Origin of the sequence: Kitasatospora sp. NPDC057500 (assembly GCF_042802195.1) — a bacterium.
Classification (GTDB): domain Bacteria; phylum Actinomycetota; class Actinomycetes; order Streptomycetales; family Streptomycetaceae; genus Kitasatospora.
Genome location: NZ_JBHVER010000164.1, coordinates 1 through 18,610, shown reverse-complemented (window position 1 = coordinate 18,610; position 18,610 = coordinate 1). Strand labels below are relative to the sequence as shown.

Here is an 18,610-nt window from a genome sequence, read left to right as displayed (position 1 = left end):
GCGCAGGAACTCGCGGTTCATCGCCGCGATGCTCGGCAGCGGGATGCCCTTGGGGCAGGCCGTCGCGCACTCGCCGGTGTTGGTGCAGCCGCCGAACCCCTCGGCGTCCATCGTGGCCACCATGTCCCGCACCCGGGACTTCCGCTCCGGCGCGCCCTGCGGCAGCACGTTCAGGTGGACCACCTTGGCCGAGGTGAAGAGCATCGCCGACCCGTTGGGGCAGGCCGCCACGCAGGCCCCGCAGCCGATGCACTCGGCGTGCTCGAAGGCGGTGTCGGCGGTCTCCTTGGGGACGGGCGTGGCGTGCGCCTCGGGGGCGCTGCCGGTCGGGGCGGTGATGTAGCCGCCGGCGCCGATGATCCGGTCGAAGGCCGAGCGGTCCACCACCAGGTCCTTGACCACCGGGAAGGCCGCCGCCCGCCACGGCTCGACGTCGATGGTGTCGCCGTCCTGGAAGTGCCGCATGTGCAGCTGGCAGGTGGTGGTCCGCTCGGGGCCGTGCGCCTGGCCGTTGATGACCATGCCGCAGGCGCCGCAGATGCCCTCGCGGCAGTCGTGGTCGAAGGCGACGGGCGTGTCGCCCCGGGTGATCAGCTCCTCGTTGAGGGTGTCCAGCATCTCCAGGAAGGACATGTCCGGACTGATCCCGCTGACCTGGTAGGTGGTCATCGAGCCGGGCGTGTCGGGGCCCGCCTGGCGCCAGATCCGAAGGGTGAGGTTCACGCGTAGCTCCGCTGGGTGGGGTGGACGTACTCGAAGTCGAGGTGCTCGCGGTGCAGGACGGGCGCCCGACCGGTGCCGGTGAACTCCCAGGCGGCGGCGTAGGAGTACTCCTCGTCGCGCCGGGCGGCCTCGCCCTCGGCCGTCTGGCTCTCGGTGCGGAAGTGGCCGCCGCAGGACTCGGCGCGGTGCAGCGCGTCCAGGCACATCAGCTCGGCCAGCTCGAAGTAGTCGACCAGCCGGTTGGCCTTCTCCAGCGACTGGTTGAGCTCCTGGCCGGTGCCGGGCACCTTGATCCGGCGCCAGAACTCGTCCCGCAGCTTCGGGATCCGCTCCAGTGCGCGGCGCAGACCGGCCTCGTCGCGGGCCATCCCGCACTCGTCCCAGAGCAGCTCGCCGAGCTCGCGGTGGAAGGAGTCGGGCGTGCGGTCGCCGTTCACCGCGAGGATCAGGTTGAGCCGGTCGGTGACCTCGGCCTCCACCGAGGCGATCTCCTCGTGCCCGGCCGGGACGGCGGGCAGCCGCTCACCGGCCAGGTAGTCGTTGAGCACCGGCGGCAGCACGAAGTAGCCGTCCGCCAGGCCCTGCATCAGCGCGCTCGCGCCGAGCCGGTTGGCGCCGTGGTCGGAGAAGTTGGCCTCGCCGATCGCGAACAGGCCGGGGACCGTCGTCCGCAGGTCGTAGTCGACCCAGAGCCCGCCCATCGTGTAGTGGATCGCCGGGAAGATCCGCATCGGCACCCGGTAGGGGTCCTCGGCGGTGATCCGCTCGTACATCTCGAACAGGTTGCCGTACTTGGCCTCCACCGCGTCCCGCCCCATCCGGCGGACGGCGTCGGCGAAGTCCAGGTAGACGCCCTGCCCGCCGGGGCCGACGCCGCGGCCCTCGTCGCAGACGTTCTTGGCGGCCCGGGAGGCGATGTCGCGCGGCACCAGGTTGCCGAACGCCGGGTAGATCCGCTCCAGGTAGTAGTCCCGCTCCTCCTCGGGGATCTCGGCCGGCGGGCGGGTGTCGCCCTTGGCCTTGGGCACCCAGATCCGGCCGTCGTTGCGCAGCGACTCGCTCATCAGGGTGAGCTTGGACTGGTGGTCGCCGGAGCGCGGGATGCAGGTCGGGTGGATCTGGGTGAAGCACGGGTTGGCGAAGTACGCGCCGCGCCGGTGCGCCCGCCAGATCGCGGTGGCGTTGGAGTTCTTGGCGTTGGTGGAGAGGTAGAAGACGTTGCCGTAGCCGCCGGAGGCCAGCACCACGGCGTCGGCGGTGTAGGTGGTGATCGCGCCGGTGACGAGGTCGCGGGCGACGATGCCGCGCGCCCGGCCGTCGATCACCAGCAGGTCCAGCATCTCGGTGCGGGCGTGCATCTCCACGTTCCCGGCGGCGATCTGCCGGGACAGCGCCTGGTAGGCGCCGAGCAGCAGCTGCTGGCCGGTCTGGCCGCGGGCGTAGAACGTCCGGGATACCTGCACGCCGCCGAACGAGCGGGTGTCCAGCAGGCCGCCGTACTCGCGGGCGAACGGCACGCCCTGGGCCACGCACTGGTCGATGATCTCCACCGAGACCTGCGCCAGGCGGTGCACGTTGGACTCGCGGGCGCGGAAGTCGCCGCCCTTGACCGTGTCGTAGAACAGCCGGCGGATCGAGTCGCCGTCGTTGCGGTAGTTCTTGGCGGCGTTGATGCCGCCCTGGGCGGCGATCGAGTGGGCCCGCCGGGGGGAGTCCTGGAAGCAGAACTGGACGACGTGGTAGCCCTGTTCGGCGAGCGTGGCACCGGCCGCGCCGCCGGCCAGACCGGTTCCGACCACGATCACCGTGTGCTTGCGCCGGTTCGCCGGGTTGACCAGCCTGGCCTCGAAGCGCCGCTGGTCCCAGCGCTGCTCGATCGGCCCCGCGGGGGCCCGGGTGTCGGCGATCGGCTCGCCGACGGTGTAGTCCGGGTACTCGCTCACTTCACCACTCCGGTCATCACGGCCACGGGGACGGACAGGAAGCCCGCGGTCAGCACCAGCGCCAGGCCGTTGGCGGTGAGCTTCAGTGCGCGGTGGCGGCGGGCGTTGTTGGCGCCGAGGGTCTGCGCCGCGCTCCAGAAGCCGTGCCGGATGTGCAGGCCGACGGCGAGCATCGCGACGACGTAGATGACGCAGGAGTACCAGGTGCCGAAGGACGCCACGATGTTCTGGTACGGCCGGCCGTGCTCGGCGGCGGGGTTCACGGTCAGCGTGGTCAGGTCCAGGATGTGCCAGACGATGAACAGCGCCAGGATCACCCCGCCCCAGCGCATCGTCCGGGTCGCGTAGCTCGCCCGCCGCCGCTGGTGGGCGTACTTGCTCGGGCGGGCGGCGAGGTCGCGCCGGCTCAGCTGGTACGCGGCCACGCCGTGCAGCAGGACGGCGGCCAGCAGGCCCACCCGGGCGATCCACAGGAACCACTCGTGCCCGAGGAACGGCTGTCCGAGGGTGCGCAGCCAGGCCGCGTAGCCGTTGATGTCGTCCGGGCCGAAGAAGACCTTGAGGTTGCCGAGCATGTGGGCGACCAGGTACAGCAGCATGACCAGTCCGCTGACGGCCATGACCGCCTTCTTGCCGACGGTCGACCGCCACAGGGTCGCCAGGGTGGACGGGTGCCTGGCCGTCCGAGTCGCGGTTGTCATGGCGACAACGGTAGGGAGGCGGGCGAGGGTGCGTCCAAGACATGCTGCGGCTGGCCACCATAGGTGTTGCCTATCGAAGCGGCCTATCCTGGCCGTGTGCAGCTCCAGCAACTCCGCTACTTCGTGGCCGTCGCCGAGACCCGCCACTTCACCCGCGCGGCCGAGGCGGCACATGTCGCCCAACCGTCCCTCTCGCAACAGATCCGGTCGCTGGAACGGGAGTTGGGCGCCGAGCTGTTCCACCGCACGCGCGGCAACATCGCCCTGACCGACGCCGGGGACGCCCTGCTGCCGCTCGCCCGGCGCATCCTCGCGGACACCGAGAGCGCCCGCCTGGCCGTCCAGGAGACGGTGCAGCTGCGCCGCGGCCGGGTGCGGCTCGGTGCGCCGCCGAGCCTGTGCACCAGCCTGGTGCCGGACGTCCTGCGGGTGTTCCGGGACCGCTACCCGGGCGTGGCGCTGGTGGTGCGCGAGGGCGGCTCGCGGGACCTGGTGCGCTCGCTCGCGGAGGGGGAACTGGACCTCGCGCTGATCATCACCCCGCCGCGCGGGGAGGCGGCGCCGGCGCTGGCCGTCACCGGGCTGCTGCACGAGGACCTGGTGCTGGTCTCGTCCGGGCCGCGGGCCCGGCGCACGGTGCGGGTGGCGGAGCTGCGGGGGCGGCCGCTGGTGATGTTCCGGGAGGGCTACGACGTGCGGGAGGCCACCTTGGCGGCGTGCCGGTCGGCCGGCTTCGAGCCGGAGTTCGCCGTCGAGGGCGGCGAGATGGACGCGGTGCTCGGCTTCGTGCGGGCCGGGCTCGGGCCGGCCGTGGTGCCCGGCATGGTCGCCCACCGCTCGGGCCTCGCCGTGACCCCGTTCGCCGGCCCGGGCCTCGGCCGCACCATCGCCGTCGCGCACGGGCACGAGGTGCCGCCGACCCGGGCGGCCGAGGCGCTGCGGGCGACCCTGCTGGCGCACCTGCACGACGCCGCCCGGGACGGCGAACTCCCGCCGGGGACCAGGCTGCTCCTGTAGAGCGGACGGCCCGGCCCCCGGCCGCGGACGTGCTCAGCCGGGCAGCACCGCCTCGATCGCGGCGGTCACCTCGTCCGCCTCCGGCTCGGTGCGCGGCCGGATCCGGGCCGCCACGGTGCCGTCCGGACCGATGACGAACTTCTCGAAGTTCCAGGCCACGTCCCCGGCCCGGCCCTCGGCGTCGGCCGTCTCGGTCAGCCGCGCGTACAGCGGGTGCCGGTCGTCGCCGTTCACGTCGGTCTTCTCGAACAGCGGGAAGGTCACGCCGTAGGTGGTGGAGCAGAAGGTCCGGATCTCCTCGGCGCTGCCCGGCTCCTGCCCGGCGAACTGGTTGGAGGGGAAGCCCAGGACGGTGAAGCCGCGCGCGGCGTACCGCTCCTGGAGCCGCTCCAGGCCGGCGTACTGGGGGGTCAGGCCGCACTTGGAGGCGACGTTGACGATCAGCAGCGCCTTGCCCTTGTAGTCGGCCAGCGAGGCGGCCTCGCCGGACAGGGTGCGCAGCGGGATGTCGTACAGGCTCACGGTGGGGTCCCCTTCGGAGCGGATCGCAGGTCGTCGTCGGTTGTCGGTGGTGCGCTGGCGGGCGGGCCCGCGCGGGTACGGTATCCCGCCCGGCGCGCCCACCCGCTCAACCGCGCCCGGACGGCGGCTGTTCCGGCGAGGGCAGTCCGGCCGCGCGCTCCAGGGCGGCTATCTGCTCGGTGACGGCGGTGAAGTCGGCGCTGAGCCACCGCTCGGGCCGCATCCGGACGGTGACGTCCGCGGTCAACTGCTCGGCGGTGGCCAGCAGATAGGCGGCGGCGGTGGCGGGCGGCAGGTAGCGGTGGGCCAGCGCGGCGCGCTCGTCCGGGTCGACGCCGTCCTCGATCGCCACCACGGGCCCGGTCACGCTCACGTAGCGGCAGGGCGGTTCCTCCTGCTGGGCGCAGAGCGTGAAGCGGCCGGCCGCCCGGATCCGGCGCGCCTTGACGGACGACCGGCCGGTCAGCACGGTGACCAGTCCGCCGGGGTGGTAGGCGTACCAGATCGGCACGGTCAGCGGGGCTCGGCCGGGCTCGGCGCCGCCGACGGACAGGACGCCGACGTGCACGCCGGCCAGGAAGCGCTCGCACGCGGTACGGGTCATCGCGAAGGACACGGTGGGGCCTCCCGGGCAGGAAGGTCCGCGCGCGGACGTCGCGCGCGGGCGGTCCCTGGTACGTACCCGTACCGCCTGCGGACGGAACGCCCGGCGGCGTCGGGGCGGCGTCGGGGCGGCGTCGGGGCGGCGGTGCGGCGGTGGGCGGTGCGGCGGGCGGGCGCGGGTTCGTCCGCCCGCTCGACCGGCGAACGTGCGTGCCCGCTCGAAGGCGGGATTCCGGCCCGGAAGCGCCCCCGGTGTGCCGCTCGGGTGAAGGGATGGTGTGCGAGGTTGGCCGGCTCCGGGGTGCTGGGTACCGTCGGTGGCACGCCGGACCCGTCATGGTTGCCATGTTCAACAGGGGTCACGGCAAGGGGGTTGGGGGCCGTCCAGGGAGCGGGGGTGCTCCGGCCGTCGGGTCCCCGCAGCACGCCCGCCGCGCCGACCGGCCCGTCCCGTGCGTCCCAGCCGCCACCGCAGCACCGCAGCCACCAGCCGCACCTTGCAGCACCGCACCCGCAGCAACGCACCCGCAGCGATGCGCCGCCCGCGGCGCGCCGCCGTGCCGGGTGCGCGGAAGGAAGCTCCTCATGCCTTGTCGCTGTGCCCTGCCCGCCTGCCCCGCCGCTCCCGCCACCGCCGCCCTCGCCACCGCCGCCCTCGCCGTCGTTCACGCCGCTCCTGCCGCCTCGCCGGGGGTGCGCCGGTGAACGACTCGACCCCCCGCCCCCGCCGGGTGCCGCCGCACCGCCGCCCGGCCGCCGTCCTGCGCGCCGTGCCCTGGCGCCACGACCTGCCCGCCTCCCTGGTGGTCTTCCTGGTCGCCCTCCCGCTCTGCGTCGGCGTCGCCGTCGCCTCCGGCGTACCCGCCGAGCTCGGCCTGGTCACCGGCATCGTCGGCGGCCTGGTGGTCGGCGCCCTGCCCGGCAGCAGCCTCCAGGTCAGCGGCCCGGCCGCCGGCCTGACCGTCCTCGTCCACGAAGCCGTCCAGGAGTACGGCCTGGGTGCCCTCGGCGTCCTGGTCCTGCTCACCGGCCTGCTCCAACTCGCCATGGGCGCCCTGCGGCTGGGCCGCTGGTTCCGGGCCATGTCGGCCTCGGTGGTGCACGGCATGCTGGCCGGCATCGGCCTGACCCTGGTGCTCGGCCAGTTGTACGCGCTCGCCGACCGCCGCGGGCCCGGGTCGGGGCCGGAGAAGATCGCCGGCCTGCCCGCACTGCTGCGCGACGCCGCGACCGGGGCCGCCAACCCCAGCGCGGTGGCGCTCGGCACGGCCACCCTGCTGGTGCTGGTCGCCTGGAAGTACCTGCCGCCGCGCCTCGCCCGCGCGCTGCCCGGCCCGCTCGGTGCCGTCGGCCTGGCGGCCGTCGTCACCGCCGTCGCCGACCTGCCGGTGGCCCGGGTCGAGGTGGCCGGCCTGCTCGACGTCGTCCGGCTGCCCGACCATGCCGCGCTCGGCGCCCTGGCCACCACGGCCGGCGTCGGCACCATCCTCGCCTTCACCCTGATCGCCTCCGCCGAGACCCTGTTCAGCGCCGCCGCCGTCGACCGGATGCACCACGGCCCGCGCACCCACTACGACCGCGAACTCACCGCCCAGGGCGTCGGCAACACCCTCTGCGGCCTGCTCGGCGCGCTCCCGATGACGGCCGTGATCGTCCGCAGCGCGACCAACGTCCAGGCCGGCGCCCGCACCAAGGCCTCCCGGGTGATGCACGGCGGCTGGCTGCTGCTGTTCACCGCCCTGCTGCCCGGCGTGCTCGACCTGGTCCCGCTCACCGCGCTGGCCGCCGTCCTGGTCCATGCCGGGGCCAAGCTCGTCCCGCTGCGGCGGATCGCCGCGCTCTGCCGCGACCACCGGGGCGAGGCGGCGGTGCTCGTCGTCACCACCGTCTCGGTGATCACCACCGACCTGTTCGAGGGGGTGCTGATCGGCGTCGGCCTCGCCGTCGCCAAGTCCGCCTGGCAGACCTCCCACCTGCAGATCGGTGTGGAGGAACCGCCGGCCGCCCCCGGCACCGGCGAGCGCCCGCTGCGCGTGCGGCTGAGCGGCAACGCCACCTTCCTGCGGCTGCCCCGGCTGCTGGACACCCTCGAACGCCTCCCGGCGGACCGGCCGGTCGAGCTCGACTGGTCCGGGCTGCGCCACCTCGACCACGCCTGCACGGTCGCCCTCACCACCTGGGCGGCCCAGCACCGCGCCCGCAGTTCCGCCCCGCTGGCGGTCGACCCGCCGCTGCCGACCGTCGTCTGATCCGCTCGCTAGCCTGGTGGCCCACGGCTGGGCGGTCGACCGGGGCCGCCCGGCCATCGGCCCGCACTGGGAGGAGACGCAGCCGTGATCGCAGCCTTTTCGGTCACCCCGCTAGGGGTCGGCGAGGACGTGGGGGAGGCGGTCGCCGCCGCCGTGAAGGTGGTCCGCGCGAGCGGGCTGCCCAACCGCACCGACGCCATGTTCACCAGCATCGAGGGCGAGTGGGACGAGGTGATGCCGGTCGTCCGGGAGGCGATCGAGGCGGTCAAGGCCTACAGCAACCGGGTCAGCACCGTCATCAAGATCGACGACCGCGCCGGGGTCACCGACGGCCTGACCAGCAAGGTCGCCACCGTGGAACGCCACCTCGCCGAGGGCTGAACCGTCCGCGCCGACCCGTCCCGACCGGGCGGGTCGGCTTCCCGGCTTCTTTCTTGACCGATCGATCTGGAATCGACTACCTTTCAGGCATGGCGCGAACCAAGGAATTCGACCCCGACGCGGCACTCCAGTCGGCACTGGAGCTGTTCTGGCGGCGCGGCTACGAGGCCACCTCGATGGCCGACCTGGTCGATCACCTGGGGATCGCCCGCGCCAGCGTCTACGCCACTTTCGGCAGCAAGCGCGAGCTCTACCTGCGCGCGCTGGAGCGGTACGGTCAGCAGCAGCAACCCGCGCTGCTGACCGAGCTGTCGCAGCCCGGGCCGGTCCTCCCGGCCGTCCGCGCCCTGGTCCGCCGCTTCGCCGGCGAATCCGCCGCGGCCGGCGAGTGCGGCGGGCGGCGGGGCTGTTTCGTCACCAACACCGCGGTGGAGCTGGCCCCGCACGATCCGGACGCCGCCCGCCGGGTGGAGGCCAGTCTGCAGCACCTGGAGACCGTGCTGACCGCGGCGCTGGTCCGGGCGCAGGCCCAGGGCGAACTGTCCGGGGGCCGTGACCCGCAGGCGCTCGCCCGGATGCTGCTGGTGCTGTTCCAGGGCATGCGGGTGATCGGCAAGGCCGGCGACGGCTCGGCCCGGCTGCGCGACGCCGCCGAGCAGGCGCTGGCCCTGCTGGACTGAACGGCCGCCCACTCTCTCCTGCTCATGCTCTTTCTGCTGTCCTTATTCTGAACCGAACGGTCAATTTAGACCCTCGATCGAGGAGCACTCGCATGACCCGCAGCACCACCCGCTTCACCGGCAAGTCCGTCCTGGTCACCGGTGGCGGCAGCGGCATCGGCCGAGCCGTCGCCCTCGCCTTCGCCCGCGAGGGCGCCCGCGTCGCCGTCGCCGGCCGCACCGCGAGCGCGCTTGCCGAGACCGTCGCGCTCGTCGAGCGGGAGGGCGGCACCGCCGTCGCCCTGACCGGCTCGGTCTCCGACGCCGCCGACGCCGCCCGCCTGGTGCGCGAGACCGTCGAGCACCTCGGCGCCCTGGACGTCGCGGTCAACAACGCGGGCGTCCTCGGCGGCCTCGGCCCGATCGCCGACGTCGCCGACGAGGAGTGGCGGCGGCTGATCGACACCAACCTCACCGGCACCTGGTACGCGATGAAGCACCAGATCGCCCATCTGCGCGCGAACGGCGGCGGGGCGATCGTCAACATCTCCTCGAACCTCGGCACCCATCTGCGGGTCGAGAACCTCGGCGCCTACGCCGTCTCCAAGGCCGCCGTCGCCACCCTGACCCGCAGCGCCGCCCGCGACCACATCGCCGACGGCGTGCGGATCAACCTGGTCAGCCCGGGCCCGATCGACACCACGATGTCCTCCCAGCCCGGCGAGAGCGCCTCCGACAAGGCCGACCGGATGAAGGACAGCGTCCCGGCCGGCCGCGCCGGCGCAGTCGAGGAGGTCGCCGCCGCCGTCCTCCACCTCGCCTCCGAGGAGTCCGCCTTCACCGTCGGCGCCGACCTCGTCCTGGACGGCGGCATCACCGCCTGAGCCGCCGACCCCGCCGGCCCCGCCGGACCGCCGGCCGCCGCCGCGTCAGGCCGACAGCGCCTGGCCCTCGTCCTCGACGGGGGCCGCGCAGGCGGCGGCCAGTTCGTCCAGCGAGAGGCCCAGCGCGTACGCCAGCGCCGTGACGGTGAAGAACGACGGCGTCGGCGCCCGCCCGGTCTCGATCTTGCGCAGCGTCTCGGCCGACACCCCGGCCGCCGCCGCCACCTCGACCATGCTGCGCCCGCCCCGCGCCTCGCGCAGCAGCACACCGAAGCGCTCGCCGCGCTCGCGTTCCCCGGGGGTCAGCGGAGTCCTCACCATGCCCCCGATGGTAGGCCACCTCATTGACCGTGATACAAATACCGGTATAAGAATTGGATCGAACGGGTCGGAGGACGTCGTGGTGGAGCTCAAGTCGGAGGCGGCACTGGCCGCGATGCGGGAGGCCGGACGGGTGGTCGCCACGGCGCTCGCGCAGGTGGAACGGGCCGCCGCCGTCGGGGTGAGCCTGCTGGAACTGGACGAGGTGGCCCGCGGGGTGCTGCGGGAGGCGGGGGCGACCTCGCCGTTCCTCGGCTACCGGCCGTCGTTCGCCCCCGTGCCGTTCCCGGCCGTCATCTGCGCCTCCGTCAACGACGCCGTGGTCCACGGCATCCCCGACGGCTACCGGCTGCGCGACGGCGACCTGGTGAGCATCGACTGCGGCGCCGTCCTGGACGGCTGGGCGGGCGACGCCGCCGTCAGCTTCACCGTCGGCACGCCCCGCCCCGAGGACCTCCGCCTGATCGACACCACCCGCCGGGCCCTGGAGGCGGGCATCGCCGCCGCCCTGGTCGGCAACCGCACCGGCGACATCGCCCACGCCGTCGGCACGGTCGCCCGCACCGCCCGCTACGGCCTGCTCGAAGGCTTCGGCGGCCACGGCATCGGCCGTCGCATGCACGAGGACCCGCACCTCCCCAACGAGGGCCGCCCCGGCCGCGGCTTCCCCCTGAAGCCCGGTCTGGTCCTGGCCATCGAACCCATGCTGATCGCCGGCGGCACCGACACCCACACCACCGACCCCGACGGCTGGACCCTCCGCACCACCGACGCCACCCGCGCCGCCCACATCGAACACACCGTCGCCATCACCGAGTCCGGCCCCCGCATCCTCACCCTCCCCTGAGTGCCGCCGGGCCCGGGAGCGCCGAGGGGACCGTCGGCCGGGTTGCGGGGACCTTGGACCCTGGGTGTGCTGGTCGGGGGCGGGAAGGGTGGTGGGTGCGGCCGGGCCTCCACCCGGCCCGGCCGCAACCCGTTCGCAACTGCCGGAGGTCGTCATGCCAAGGTCCGTCGTCGTCGGTGTCGATGGTTCGCCCGAGAGCCTTGCCGCGTTGGACTGGGCGGCGGAGGAGGCGGCGCGGCGCGGGACGCCGCTGAAGGTGGTGCTGGCGTGGCCGCCGGTGGTGACGCCGCTGTCGGTGCTGGGGACGGTGGATCTGGCCCGGCGGCAGGCGGACGTCACGCTGCGGGACGCCGAGCTGCGGGTGAAGGAGCGCTGGCCGGAGCTGGTGGTCCAGGCCGTGCAGGTGCCGAATGATCCGGTGAGGGCGCTGGTCGACGAGGTCAGCGGGGCGCAGGAGCCGGACGGGGCGCCGGCGGAACTGCTGGTGCTGGGCTCGCGCGGGTTCGGCGCGGTGGCCGGGTTCCTGGTCGGGTCGGTGAGCCAGCGGGTGCTCGCCCGGACGGACTGCCCGGTGGTGCTGGTGCGCCGCGGCGAGGAGGAGGGGGAGGAGGCCGAGGCCGGGCCGCGCGAGGTGGTGGTCGGTGTCGACCCGTTCGAGGGTGCCGACGCGGTGCTCGCCCACGCCTTCGAGGTGGCGCAGCGGCGCGGCCTGCGGCTGCGGGCCGTCTACTCGTGGACGCTGCCGGCGACGTACCAGTACGCGGGCATCGCGGCCAGCGTCGACGTGACCGGCGAGATGCTGGTGTACGCCAAGGGCGAGCTGGCCCGGGTGGTCAAGCCGTGGCGGGAGAAGCACCCGCAGGTGGAGGTGGTCGAGGAGGCCGTGAACGCCCGCCCGGCCAAGGTGCTCGCCGATCGCGCGGCGGGTGCGGAGCTGGTGGTGATCGGGCGGCGGGTCCGCCGCTCGCCGCTGGGCGCGCACGTCGGCGCCGTCGCGCACGCCGTCCTGCACCACGTGCCCTGCCCGGTCGCCGTCGTCCCCTACGAGCGGGACGAGAAGCGGGAGCAGGAGGTCGGCGATGAGTGACCGGGTGCTGGTGGGTGTCGACGGCTCGGAGGCGAGCCTGGCCGCCGTGGACGTCGCGGTCCGCGAGGCGCGGCTGCGCGGCACCGGGCTGCGGATCGTGCACGCGTTCATCTGGCCGCTGATGCGGGTACCGCTCGGCCCGGCCCAGGAGGGCCCGCCGGAGGGCGGGCTGCGGCACCAGGCGGAGGGCATCCTGGTGGACGCCAGGGCGCGGGTCGAGGCGCTGGAGCCGGAGCTGGAGGTCGAGACCGAGCTGCTCACCGGCGAGCCGCTGACCGTGCTCGCCCGCCACTCGCGGGAGGCCGCCCTGGTGGTGGTCGGCAGCCGCGGGCTCGGCCGGTTCGGCGCGCTGCTGATCGGTTCGGTGGCGGTGCACCTGGCCGCGCACGCCGACTGCCCGGTGCTGATCGTCCGTGGCCGGCCGGACCCGCAGGGCCCGGTGCTGGCCGCGGTGGACGGCACCGGCGTGGGCGCCGAGGCGCTCGGCTTCGCCTTCGCCGAGGCCTCCGCCCGCCGTGCCCCGCTGACCGCCCTGCACATCGCGCACCCGAGCACGAGCTGGCCCGACCAGGAGGAACGGGCGCTCGCGGAGGCCCTGGCCGGCTGGCGGGAGAAGTACCCGGACGTCGAAGTGCGCTCCGAGGTCGTGGAGGCGCACACCCGGCCGGCGCTGATCGAGGCGAGCCGTGAGGCGCAGCTGCTGGTCCTCGGCGCCCGCGGCCGGGGCGGCTTCGCGGGCCTGCTGCTGGGTTCCACCAGCCAGGCGATGATCCAGCACGCGCACTGTCCGGTGGTCGTGGTCCGCCGCCCGGAGGAGCGCACGGCGGACGCCTGACCGGTGACGCCTGGCTGGTGAGGCCCGGCTGCGGGACGCCTGACCGGTGACGCCCGGCCGCGGAGGCCCGCCCGCGGAGGCCCGCCCGCGGAGGCCCGGCCGCGGAGGCCGGGCCTCACCCCAGCAGCCGCAGCCGGGCGGCGGCCACGCCCACCCGCACGCTCTGGCCCCGGGCCAGGTCCAGCGCGTCGCTCTCGACGCCGTCGCCGAAGGCCACCAGGCGGTCCGACTCGACCGTCAGGACCAGCCGGCGGCCGGCGTCGAGCAGCCCGTGCACCCGCCCGGTGCCGGTGGCGGGGGAGGGCCAGGCCTCGCGGACGAACCAGGCGAGCGCCGGGGTGCCCGGCTCCGGCAGCGCGAGCGGGCCGCCGCGCTCCAGCCAGACCGAGCGGCACCACCCGGTACCGCCCGTCCCGGTCCCCACCAGGACGCCGGACGAGGCCTGCGGCTCGCCCTCGTCCGGGGCACCGGCGGACGGCTCCTCGACGGCCAGCCGGTAGCGGGCCGTCTGGTGCCCGGGCTGGCCGACGTACACCTCGTTGAGCGCCAGCAGCCGCTGGGTGTCGTCGGCCACCGCCTCCACCATGGTCCGCTCCTCGGTGCGCCGCTCACGGCCCGGGCCGACGGCGGCCGGCAGCAGCCGCGCCAGGTCGGCCACCCGGTGGCGGACCAGCACGCCGGGGTTGCGGCCGGGTTCCGCGTCGACGCCGACCACCGGCTGGCCGTCCAGGTACTTGGCGACGTTGGCGACCAGGCCGTCCTGGCCGACCACGACCACCACGTCCTCCGGCTCGAAGAGGAACCGCGGCAGGTCGGCGCGCTCGACCCGGGTGCGCCGCCAGTCGAGCGGCACCGCGCCGGCCGCCTCGGCCAGTGCCAGGCCCTGCCGCCGGTGGCGCAACTCGATCTCCTCGACCGACCGGCCGCGGCTGCTCAGGAAGTACGCGGCCTGGCCTGGCGTGCCGTGGTGGTCGAGCAGTTCCTGGTACTCGGTGCGGCGGTGGACCAGGACCACCCGGGGCGCGAGCGTCATCGCGCCGCCCCCTCGCCGCCGGTCGCGCCGAGCTTGGCGAGCAGGCCGGTGAGCACGTCCGGCGTCAGGGTGAGGCTGTCGATCCGCGGCAGGTGCTCGGCGAGGCGCATCAGCGCCAGCGCCCGCAGCACGGCCGGGTCGGCCTGCTGGTGGGCCGCCAGCCAGGCCGCCTCGGCGGCGGCCTTGGCCTCGCCGAGGGCGCGGGCGGCCTCGGCCTCGGCGCCGGCCAGGCGGGTGCGGCGCTGGGCCTCGGCGTCGGTGCGGATCCGGTCGGCGACCGCCTCGTCCTCGGCCTGGAGCCGGCTATTGGCGCCCTGCTGGGTGATCAGCTGCTCCTGCCGCCGGGCGAGTTCGATCCGGTTGGCGAGCTCGTTCTCGGCGATTCCGCGCTCGTGCTCGACGGCGACGGCCCGCCGCTCGAAGGTGGCCCGGTCGGCCTCCTGCTGGACCAGCTCGCGGGCGGGGGTGCGCAGCGCGCGCTCCACCTCCGGCTCGGGACGCAGCGCGACCACCCGGACGGAGATGACGGCGAGCCCGGTCTCGGCCAGCCGGGGTTCGGCGGCGAGCCCGGCGGCCATCCGTTCGCGGACGGCGGTGACGCCGTCGGCCAGCGCGGCGGCGAGCGGGGTGCGGGCGAGCAGGCCGAGCGCGTGCTGCTGGGCGGTCTCGGTGAGCAGGGTGGCGAGCTGGTCGAGCGGGGCGGAGCGCCAGGCGCCGGTGTCGGGGTCGATGCCGAAGTCGACGCGGGCGGCGGCGGTGGCCGGGTCGGTGATCCGGTAGGTGAGGGTGCCCTGGACGGTGACGTCCTGGAAGTCGGCGGTGCGGGCGTGGAAGAGCATGGCCAGCTCGCGGTCGTCGACCGGGACCTCGGAGAGCGCGGCGGTGAGCGGGCGGAACCAGAAGGCGAGGCCGGTGCCGTCGTGGGTGAGGCGGCCGCGCCGGACGTGGCGGATGTGGGCGGTGGGCAGGGCGCGCAGGTGGCGCAGCCCGAAGCGCTTGGTGATGTCGGCCATGGACAGCTCCTTATCGTCGTGATGACGGTATTGGCCGGAACCTATTCTCGTCAAGATGACGAAAAAGGTCCGGCCGGTCCCCGGGCCGGGGCGCGTGGGAGGATCGACCGGTGCTGAGGATGCGAACGACGAGGCTCCCCGCCGCGCTGCTGGCCGCCGCCTGCGCGACCGCCGCGGCCTGCGGCACCGCCGTGCTCGGCGCCCCGCCGGCCCGCGCGGCGGACGGCGGCGGTGAGGCGTTCACCATCGGCGACCCCCGGATCACCGAGTCCAGCGGTCTCGCGGCCAGTCGGCGCCACCCCGGCGTCTACTGGACGCACAACGACAGCGACGACGGCCCCTACGTCTACGCCGTCGACTCCCGGGGCCGCACCGTCGCCACCGTCACCCTGCGCGGCGTCGAGCCGCGCGACGTCGAGGCGGTCTCGCTCGGCCCGGACGGCCGGCTCTACGTCGGCGACATCGGCGACAACCTCGGCGGCAAGTGGCCCGAGGTCTGGATCTACGCCTTCGCCGAGCCCGCCGAACTCCACGACCAGACCGTGCAGGTGACCCGCTACAAGGTCCGCTACGAGGACGGCCCGCGCGACGCCGAGGCGCTGATGGTCCACCCGGTGACCGGTCGCGCCTACATCGCCGGCAAGAAGCAGGGCGGCGACGGCCTCTACCAGGGCCCCGAGCAGCTCTCCGCGACCGGCGTCAACACCTTCCGCCGGATCGCCGACGCCCCGTGGACCACCGACGGCGCCTTCTCGCCGGACGGCACCCGGCTGGTGCTGCGCGGCTACTTCTCGGCCACCCTCTACCGCTGGAAGGACGGCGCGCCGAGCGGGGGCGAGTCGCTCTCCACGCCGTTCCAGCGCCAGGGCGAGTCGGTCACCTTCAGTGCCGACGGCCGGGCACTGCTCTACGGCACCGAGGGCAAGGACAGCCCGGTCTGGCGGTCGCCGCTGGACGACGACCAACTGCCCGACACGCTCGCACCGCAGCCGAGCGCCACGCCCGCCCCGTCCGCCCCGGCGTCCGCCTCGCCGCCCGAGGCCGGCGGGGGCGGCGGGGCCGGCGGGGGCGGCGGGGGCAACCCGCCCTCCTCCCCGGCCGGCACCGGCGACCAGGTGCTCGGGGTGGCGTTCCTGCTCGCGGTGGCCGGCGCGGTGTTCGGGCTGCGGCGCAGGAAGCGCGAGGGCTGACGGCGCGGCGCCGCCCGAACGGTCCGGCCGGCCCCCTGCGCGGTCGAACGTCGGCGAACGACCCCTTCCCGACCGGCCCCGGCCCCGAGCCGACCGTCCCGCCATGCCCAACAGTGCCGATCTGTCGCCGATTTGTGACAAAGGTTGGCCAACACCGGCCCCACAGGCGGTTTTCGTGGACGTAGTGTTCCGACTATGTCACGGAGAAGCCGCCGCACGCCCTCCCCGGAGCCCCTCGACACCTGGGTGCCGCGCCCCCGGCGCCGCGAGACCCCGCTCGGCCTGCTCGGCCACGGCGTGAAGTTCCTCGGCTACAGCACTCTCGCGGGCGTCCTGCTGGCGGGCATCGCGCTGCCCGCCGCCGGTGCGCTCGGGCTCGGGATGAAGGGCACCGTGGAGGAGTTCGACACCATCCCCGACGACCTCAAGACCCCGCCGCTGACCCAGGCCAGCTGGATATACGACGCCAAGGGCCAGCAGATAGCCAAGGTCTACGAGCGCGACCGCCGGGTGATCACCGCCGAGGAGATGGGCCCGCTGATACGCCGGGCCCAGGTGGACATCGAGGACGCGCGCTTCTACGAGCACGGCGCGGTCGACCTCAAGGGCGTCCTGCGGGCGATCACCAAGAACGCGGAGAGCGGCACCGCCGTGCAGGGCGCGTCGACCCTGACCCAGCAGTACGTGAAGAACGTCAACGTCGAGAAGGCCGGCGACGACAAGGCGGCGGTCCGGGAGGCCCAGCGCAAGACCCTGGGCCGCAAGATCCAGGAGCTGAAGTACGCCATCAAGCTGGAGGAGGAGCTGACCAAGGACCAGATCCTCACCAACTACCTGAACATCACCTACTACGGCCAGCAGGCGTACGGGATCCAGGCGGCCTCCCAGCGCTACTTCAGCAAGAACGCCAAGGACCTCACCGTCGCCGAGGCGGCCACCCTGGCCGGACTGGTGCAGAACCCCTCCCAGTTCGACCCCAAGGCGCACCCCGAGGCCTCGCGCAAGCGCCGCGACACCGTGGTCGACAAGATGCTGGAGAACCGGCACATCACCGCGGAGCAGGCCAAGGAGGCCAAGACCGGGCCGGTCGTGCTGCACTACCAGGCCCCGCAGAACGGCTGCATCACCGCCGACGCGGGCATGGGCTTCTTCTGCGACTACGTCAAGCACGTGATCAAGCAGGACCCGGTCTTCGGCAAGAGCGCCGCCGAGCGCAAGAAGCTGTGGGACATGGGCGGCCTGTCCATCCACACCACCCTCGACCCGGTCAAGCAGGCGGCCGCGCTCAAGGCGGTGACCAGCAAGGTGAAGGTCACCGACGAGGTGTCGGCGGCGATCACCATGGTGGAACCGGGCACCGGGAAGATCCTCGCGATGGCCCAGACCCGTCCGTACGGGATCGACCCGGGCAAGAACCAGACGGTCGTCAACTACAACGTGGACGCGGCGATGGGCGGCGGCAACGGCTTCCAGCCGGGCTCCAACTTCAAGCCGATCGTGGCCGCCGCCGGCCTGGAGGCGGGGCTCACCTCCACCCAGTCCTACCCGTCGCCGAACAAGATGGACTGGCCGACGATGAGCACCTGCGACGGCACCTGGAAGAACCTGGAGAAGGGCAAGAAGGGCGGCTCCGTCCCCAACGAGTCGGCGGGCGAGGTCGGCCCGTACGAGCTCAAGGCGGCGATGGCGCTCTCGGTCAACACCTACTTCGTGCAGATGGAGCAGGAGATCGGCCTCTGCGCGGTCAAGCAGATGGCCAACAAGCTCGGCGTGCTGACCAAGGCGAGCGGCAAGCCGCTGGAGGAACTGCCCGCGCTGGGCCTGGGCACCCAGGAGGTGAGCCCGCTGGTGATGGCCAACGTCTACGCGACCTTCGCCAACCGCGGCACCTACTGCACGCCGGTCGCGATCAGCGGGATCACCACGATGGACGGCAAGGAGGTCCCGGTCAGTCCCGCCAAGTGCGAGCGGGTGTTCTCCGAGAGCACCGCCGACGTCATCAACACCGTGCTGCTCGGCGTGACCGAGAAGGGCGGTACCGGGCGCGACCTCGGCCTCGCCGACGACCGCCAGATCGCCGGCAAGACCGGCACCTCCGACGAGAAGAAGTCCGCCTGGTTCAGCGGCTACACCGGTAACCTCGCCGCCTCGGTCTGGCTGGGCGGCCCGGCCGGCGGCGTGAAGATGCGCAACATCCGGATCGGCGGCAAGTGGTTCGACGAGGTCTTCGGCGCCACCGGGCCCGGGCCGATCTGGCAGATGGCGATGAACGACGCCGTCCGGGGCATGCCGGAGAAGGAGTTCGAGACCGTCCACATCCCCGACCCGGCGCCGAAGCAGGACCCCTCGGCGAGCCCGGGCTCGGGCAGCGGCTCACCGACCGACGTCGCCCCGACCTGGCCCGGACGGCCCCAGACGCCCACCCGGCCGTCGCGCAACCCCAACCCGCGGCCGACCCAGCCGGCCCAGCCGCAGCCCCAGACCCGGCAGGAGGAGCCGAAGCCTCCGCAGGAACAGCCGCAGCAGCAGGAGCAGGAGCAGCCGCAGGGCGAGCAGGCACCCCCCGAGGAGCAGCACCAGGACGGCTGAACCCGTTCGGCAC

The 18,610-nt window shown here is 74.1% G+C and carries 18 protein-coding genes; 10 read left to right on the top strand and 8 right to left on the bottom strand.

The genetic code is table 11. The annotated features are described in order from the left end of the window. From ACFU74_RS27865 to ACFU74_RS27855, 3 genes are all read right to left on the bottom strand, one after another. Positions 1 to 723: succinate dehydrogenase/fumarate reductase iron-sulfur subunit (locus ACFU74_RS27865; RefSeq protein ID WP_380761553.1), on the bottom strand; the 723-nt coding region annotated here is incomplete at its 3' end. Then, positions 720 to 2,666, bottom strand: coding sequence for a fumarate reductase/succinate dehydrogenase flavoprotein subunit (locus ACFU74_RS27860; protein ID WP_380761551.1), 1,947 nt, complete (start codon positions 2,664 to 2,666; stop codon positions 720 to 722). The genes ACFU74_RS27865 and ACFU74_RS27860, both read right to left, overlap by 4 nt. Then, complete coding sequence (locus ACFU74_RS27855; protein WP_380761550.1) at positions 2,663 to 3,367, bottom strand: succinate dehydrogenase cytochrome b subunit; 705 nt, start codon at positions 3,365 to 3,367, stop codon at positions 2,663 to 2,665. Before ACFU74_RS27855 ends, ACFU74_RS27860 begins: the two co-directional genes overlap by 4 nt. A 96-nt stretch (positions 3,368 to 3,463) precedes the next feature. Between ACFU74_RS27855 and ACFU74_RS27850 the strand changes: the two genes are divergently transcribed. After that, entirely contained in the window at positions 3,464 to 4,384 is a 921-nt protein-coding gene (locus tag ACFU74_RS27850; protein WP_380761549.1) for a LysR family transcriptional regulator, read from the top strand. A gap of 33 nt (positions 4,385 to 4,417) precedes the next feature. Here ACFU74_RS27850 and ACFU74_RS27845 read toward each other — a convergent pair whose 3' ends face one another. Next, on the bottom strand, positions 4,418 to 4,906 hold the full coding sequence (locus ACFU74_RS27845; protein ID WP_380761547.1) for a glutathione peroxidase: 489 nt from the start codon (positions 4,904 to 4,906) through the stop codon (positions 4,418 to 4,420). A 106-nt stretch (positions 4,907 to 5,012) separates the two neighbouring features. Further along, positions 5,013 to 5,510 (bottom strand): pyridoxamine 5'-phosphate oxidase family protein, encoded by a 498-nt coding sequence (locus ACFU74_RS27840; RefSeq protein WP_380761545.1) that lies wholly within the window; start codon positions 5,508 to 5,510, stop codon positions 5,013 to 5,015. Between the two features lie 730 nt (positions 5,511 to 6,240). Between ACFU74_RS27840 and ACFU74_RS27835 the strand changes: the two genes are divergently transcribed. The 4 genes from ACFU74_RS27835 to ACFU74_RS27820 all read left to right on the top strand — a co-directional run bounded on the left by ACFU74_RS27835 (position 6,241) and on the right by ACFU74_RS27820 (position 9,682). Further along, positions 6,241 to 7,758 (top strand): SulP family inorganic anion transporter, encoded by a 1,518-nt coding sequence (locus ACFU74_RS27835; RefSeq protein WP_380761559.1) that lies wholly within the window; start codon positions 6,241 to 6,243, stop codon positions 7,756 to 7,758. A gap of 84 nt (positions 7,759 to 7,842) precedes the next feature. After that, positions 7,843 to 8,139 (top strand): MTH1187 family thiamine-binding protein, encoded by a 297-nt coding sequence (locus ACFU74_RS27830; protein ID WP_380761543.1) that lies wholly within the window; start codon positions 7,843 to 7,845, stop codon positions 8,137 to 8,139. Between the two features lie 89 nt (positions 8,140 to 8,228). Next, entirely contained in the window at positions 8,229 to 8,819 is a 591-nt protein-coding gene (locus ACFU74_RS27825; protein ID WP_380761541.1) for a TetR/AcrR family transcriptional regulator, read from the top strand. 92 nt (positions 8,820 to 8,911) lie between these two features. Further along, positions 8,912 to 9,682: an SDR family NAD(P)-dependent oxidoreductase gene (locus ACFU74_RS27820; protein WP_380761539.1), complete on the top strand. Its 771-nt coding sequence runs from the start codon at positions 8,912 to 8,914 to the stop codon at positions 9,680 to 9,682. A 45-nt stretch (positions 9,683 to 9,727) separates the two neighbouring features. Here the strand turns inward: ACFU74_RS27820 and ACFU74_RS27815 are convergent, their stop codons facing one another. Next, the gene (locus ACFU74_RS27815; RefSeq protein WP_380761537.1) at positions 9,728 to 10,003 is read right to left on the bottom strand and encodes a helix-turn-helix domain-containing protein; all 276 of its coding nucleotides are present in this window, start codon (positions 10,001 to 10,003) and stop codon (positions 9,728 to 9,730) included. 79 nt (positions 10,004 to 10,082) lie between these two features. Here ACFU74_RS27815 and map point away from each other — a divergent pair, with 79 nt between their 5' ends. The 3 genes from map (at position 10,083) to ACFU74_RS27800 (ending at position 12,772) form a co-directional block, all read left to right on the top strand. Then, on the top strand, positions 10,083 to 10,850 hold the full coding sequence (gene map / locus ACFU74_RS27810) for a type I methionyl aminopeptidase (protein WP_380761557.1): 768 nt from the start codon (positions 10,083 to 10,085) through the stop codon (positions 10,848 to 10,850). 154 nt (positions 10,851 to 11,004) lie between these two features. Next, positions 11,005 to 11,937: a universal stress protein gene (locus ACFU74_RS27805; protein WP_380761535.1), complete on the top strand. Its 933-nt coding sequence runs from the start codon at positions 11,005 to 11,007 to the stop codon at positions 11,935 to 11,937. Then, the gene (locus ACFU74_RS27800) at positions 11,930 to 12,772 is read left to right on the top strand and encodes a universal stress protein (RefSeq protein ID WP_380761533.1); all 843 of its coding nucleotides are present in this window, start codon (positions 11,930 to 11,932) and stop codon (positions 12,770 to 12,772) included. The genes ACFU74_RS27805 and ACFU74_RS27800 overlap by 8 nt, the downstream gene beginning before the upstream one ends. Before the next feature lie 115 nt (positions 12,773 to 12,887). On the opposite strand, the gene ACFU74_RS27795 is transcribed toward ACFU74_RS27800, so the two are convergent. Together ACFU74_RS27795 and ACFU74_RS27790 are read right to left on the bottom strand one after the other, a co-directional pair. Next, positions 12,888 to 13,805 carry a hypothetical protein gene (locus ACFU74_RS27795; RefSeq protein ID WP_380761531.1) on the bottom strand — a complete coding sequence of 306 codons (918 nt, stop codon included), beginning with the start codon at positions 13,803 to 13,805 and terminating at the stop codon, positions 12,888 to 12,890. After that, positions 13,802 to 14,818, bottom strand: a complete 1,017-nt coding sequence (locus ACFU74_RS27790) for an SPFH domain-containing protein (RefSeq protein ID WP_380761529.1) — start codon at positions 14,816 to 14,818, stop codon at positions 13,802 to 13,804. The genes ACFU74_RS27795 and ACFU74_RS27790 overlap by 4 nt, the downstream gene beginning before the upstream one ends. A 119-nt stretch (positions 14,819 to 14,937) precedes the next feature. Here ACFU74_RS27790 and ACFU74_RS27785 point away from each other — a divergent pair, with 119 nt between their 5' ends. Together ACFU74_RS27785 and ACFU74_RS27780 are read left to right on the top strand one after the other, a co-directional pair. Then, on the top strand, positions 14,938 to 16,008 hold the full coding sequence (locus ACFU74_RS27785; RefSeq protein WP_380761555.1) for a hypothetical protein: 1,071 nt from the start codon (positions 14,938 to 14,940) through the stop codon (positions 16,006 to 16,008). A gap of 195 nt (positions 16,009 to 16,203) precedes the next feature. Beyond that, complete coding sequence (locus tag ACFU74_RS27780) at positions 16,204 to 18,597, top strand: transglycosylase domain-containing protein (RefSeq protein WP_380761527.1); 2,394 nt, start codon at positions 16,204 to 16,206, stop codon at positions 18,595 to 18,597. The last annotated feature ends 13 nt before the right edge of the window (positions 18,598 to 18,610 follow it).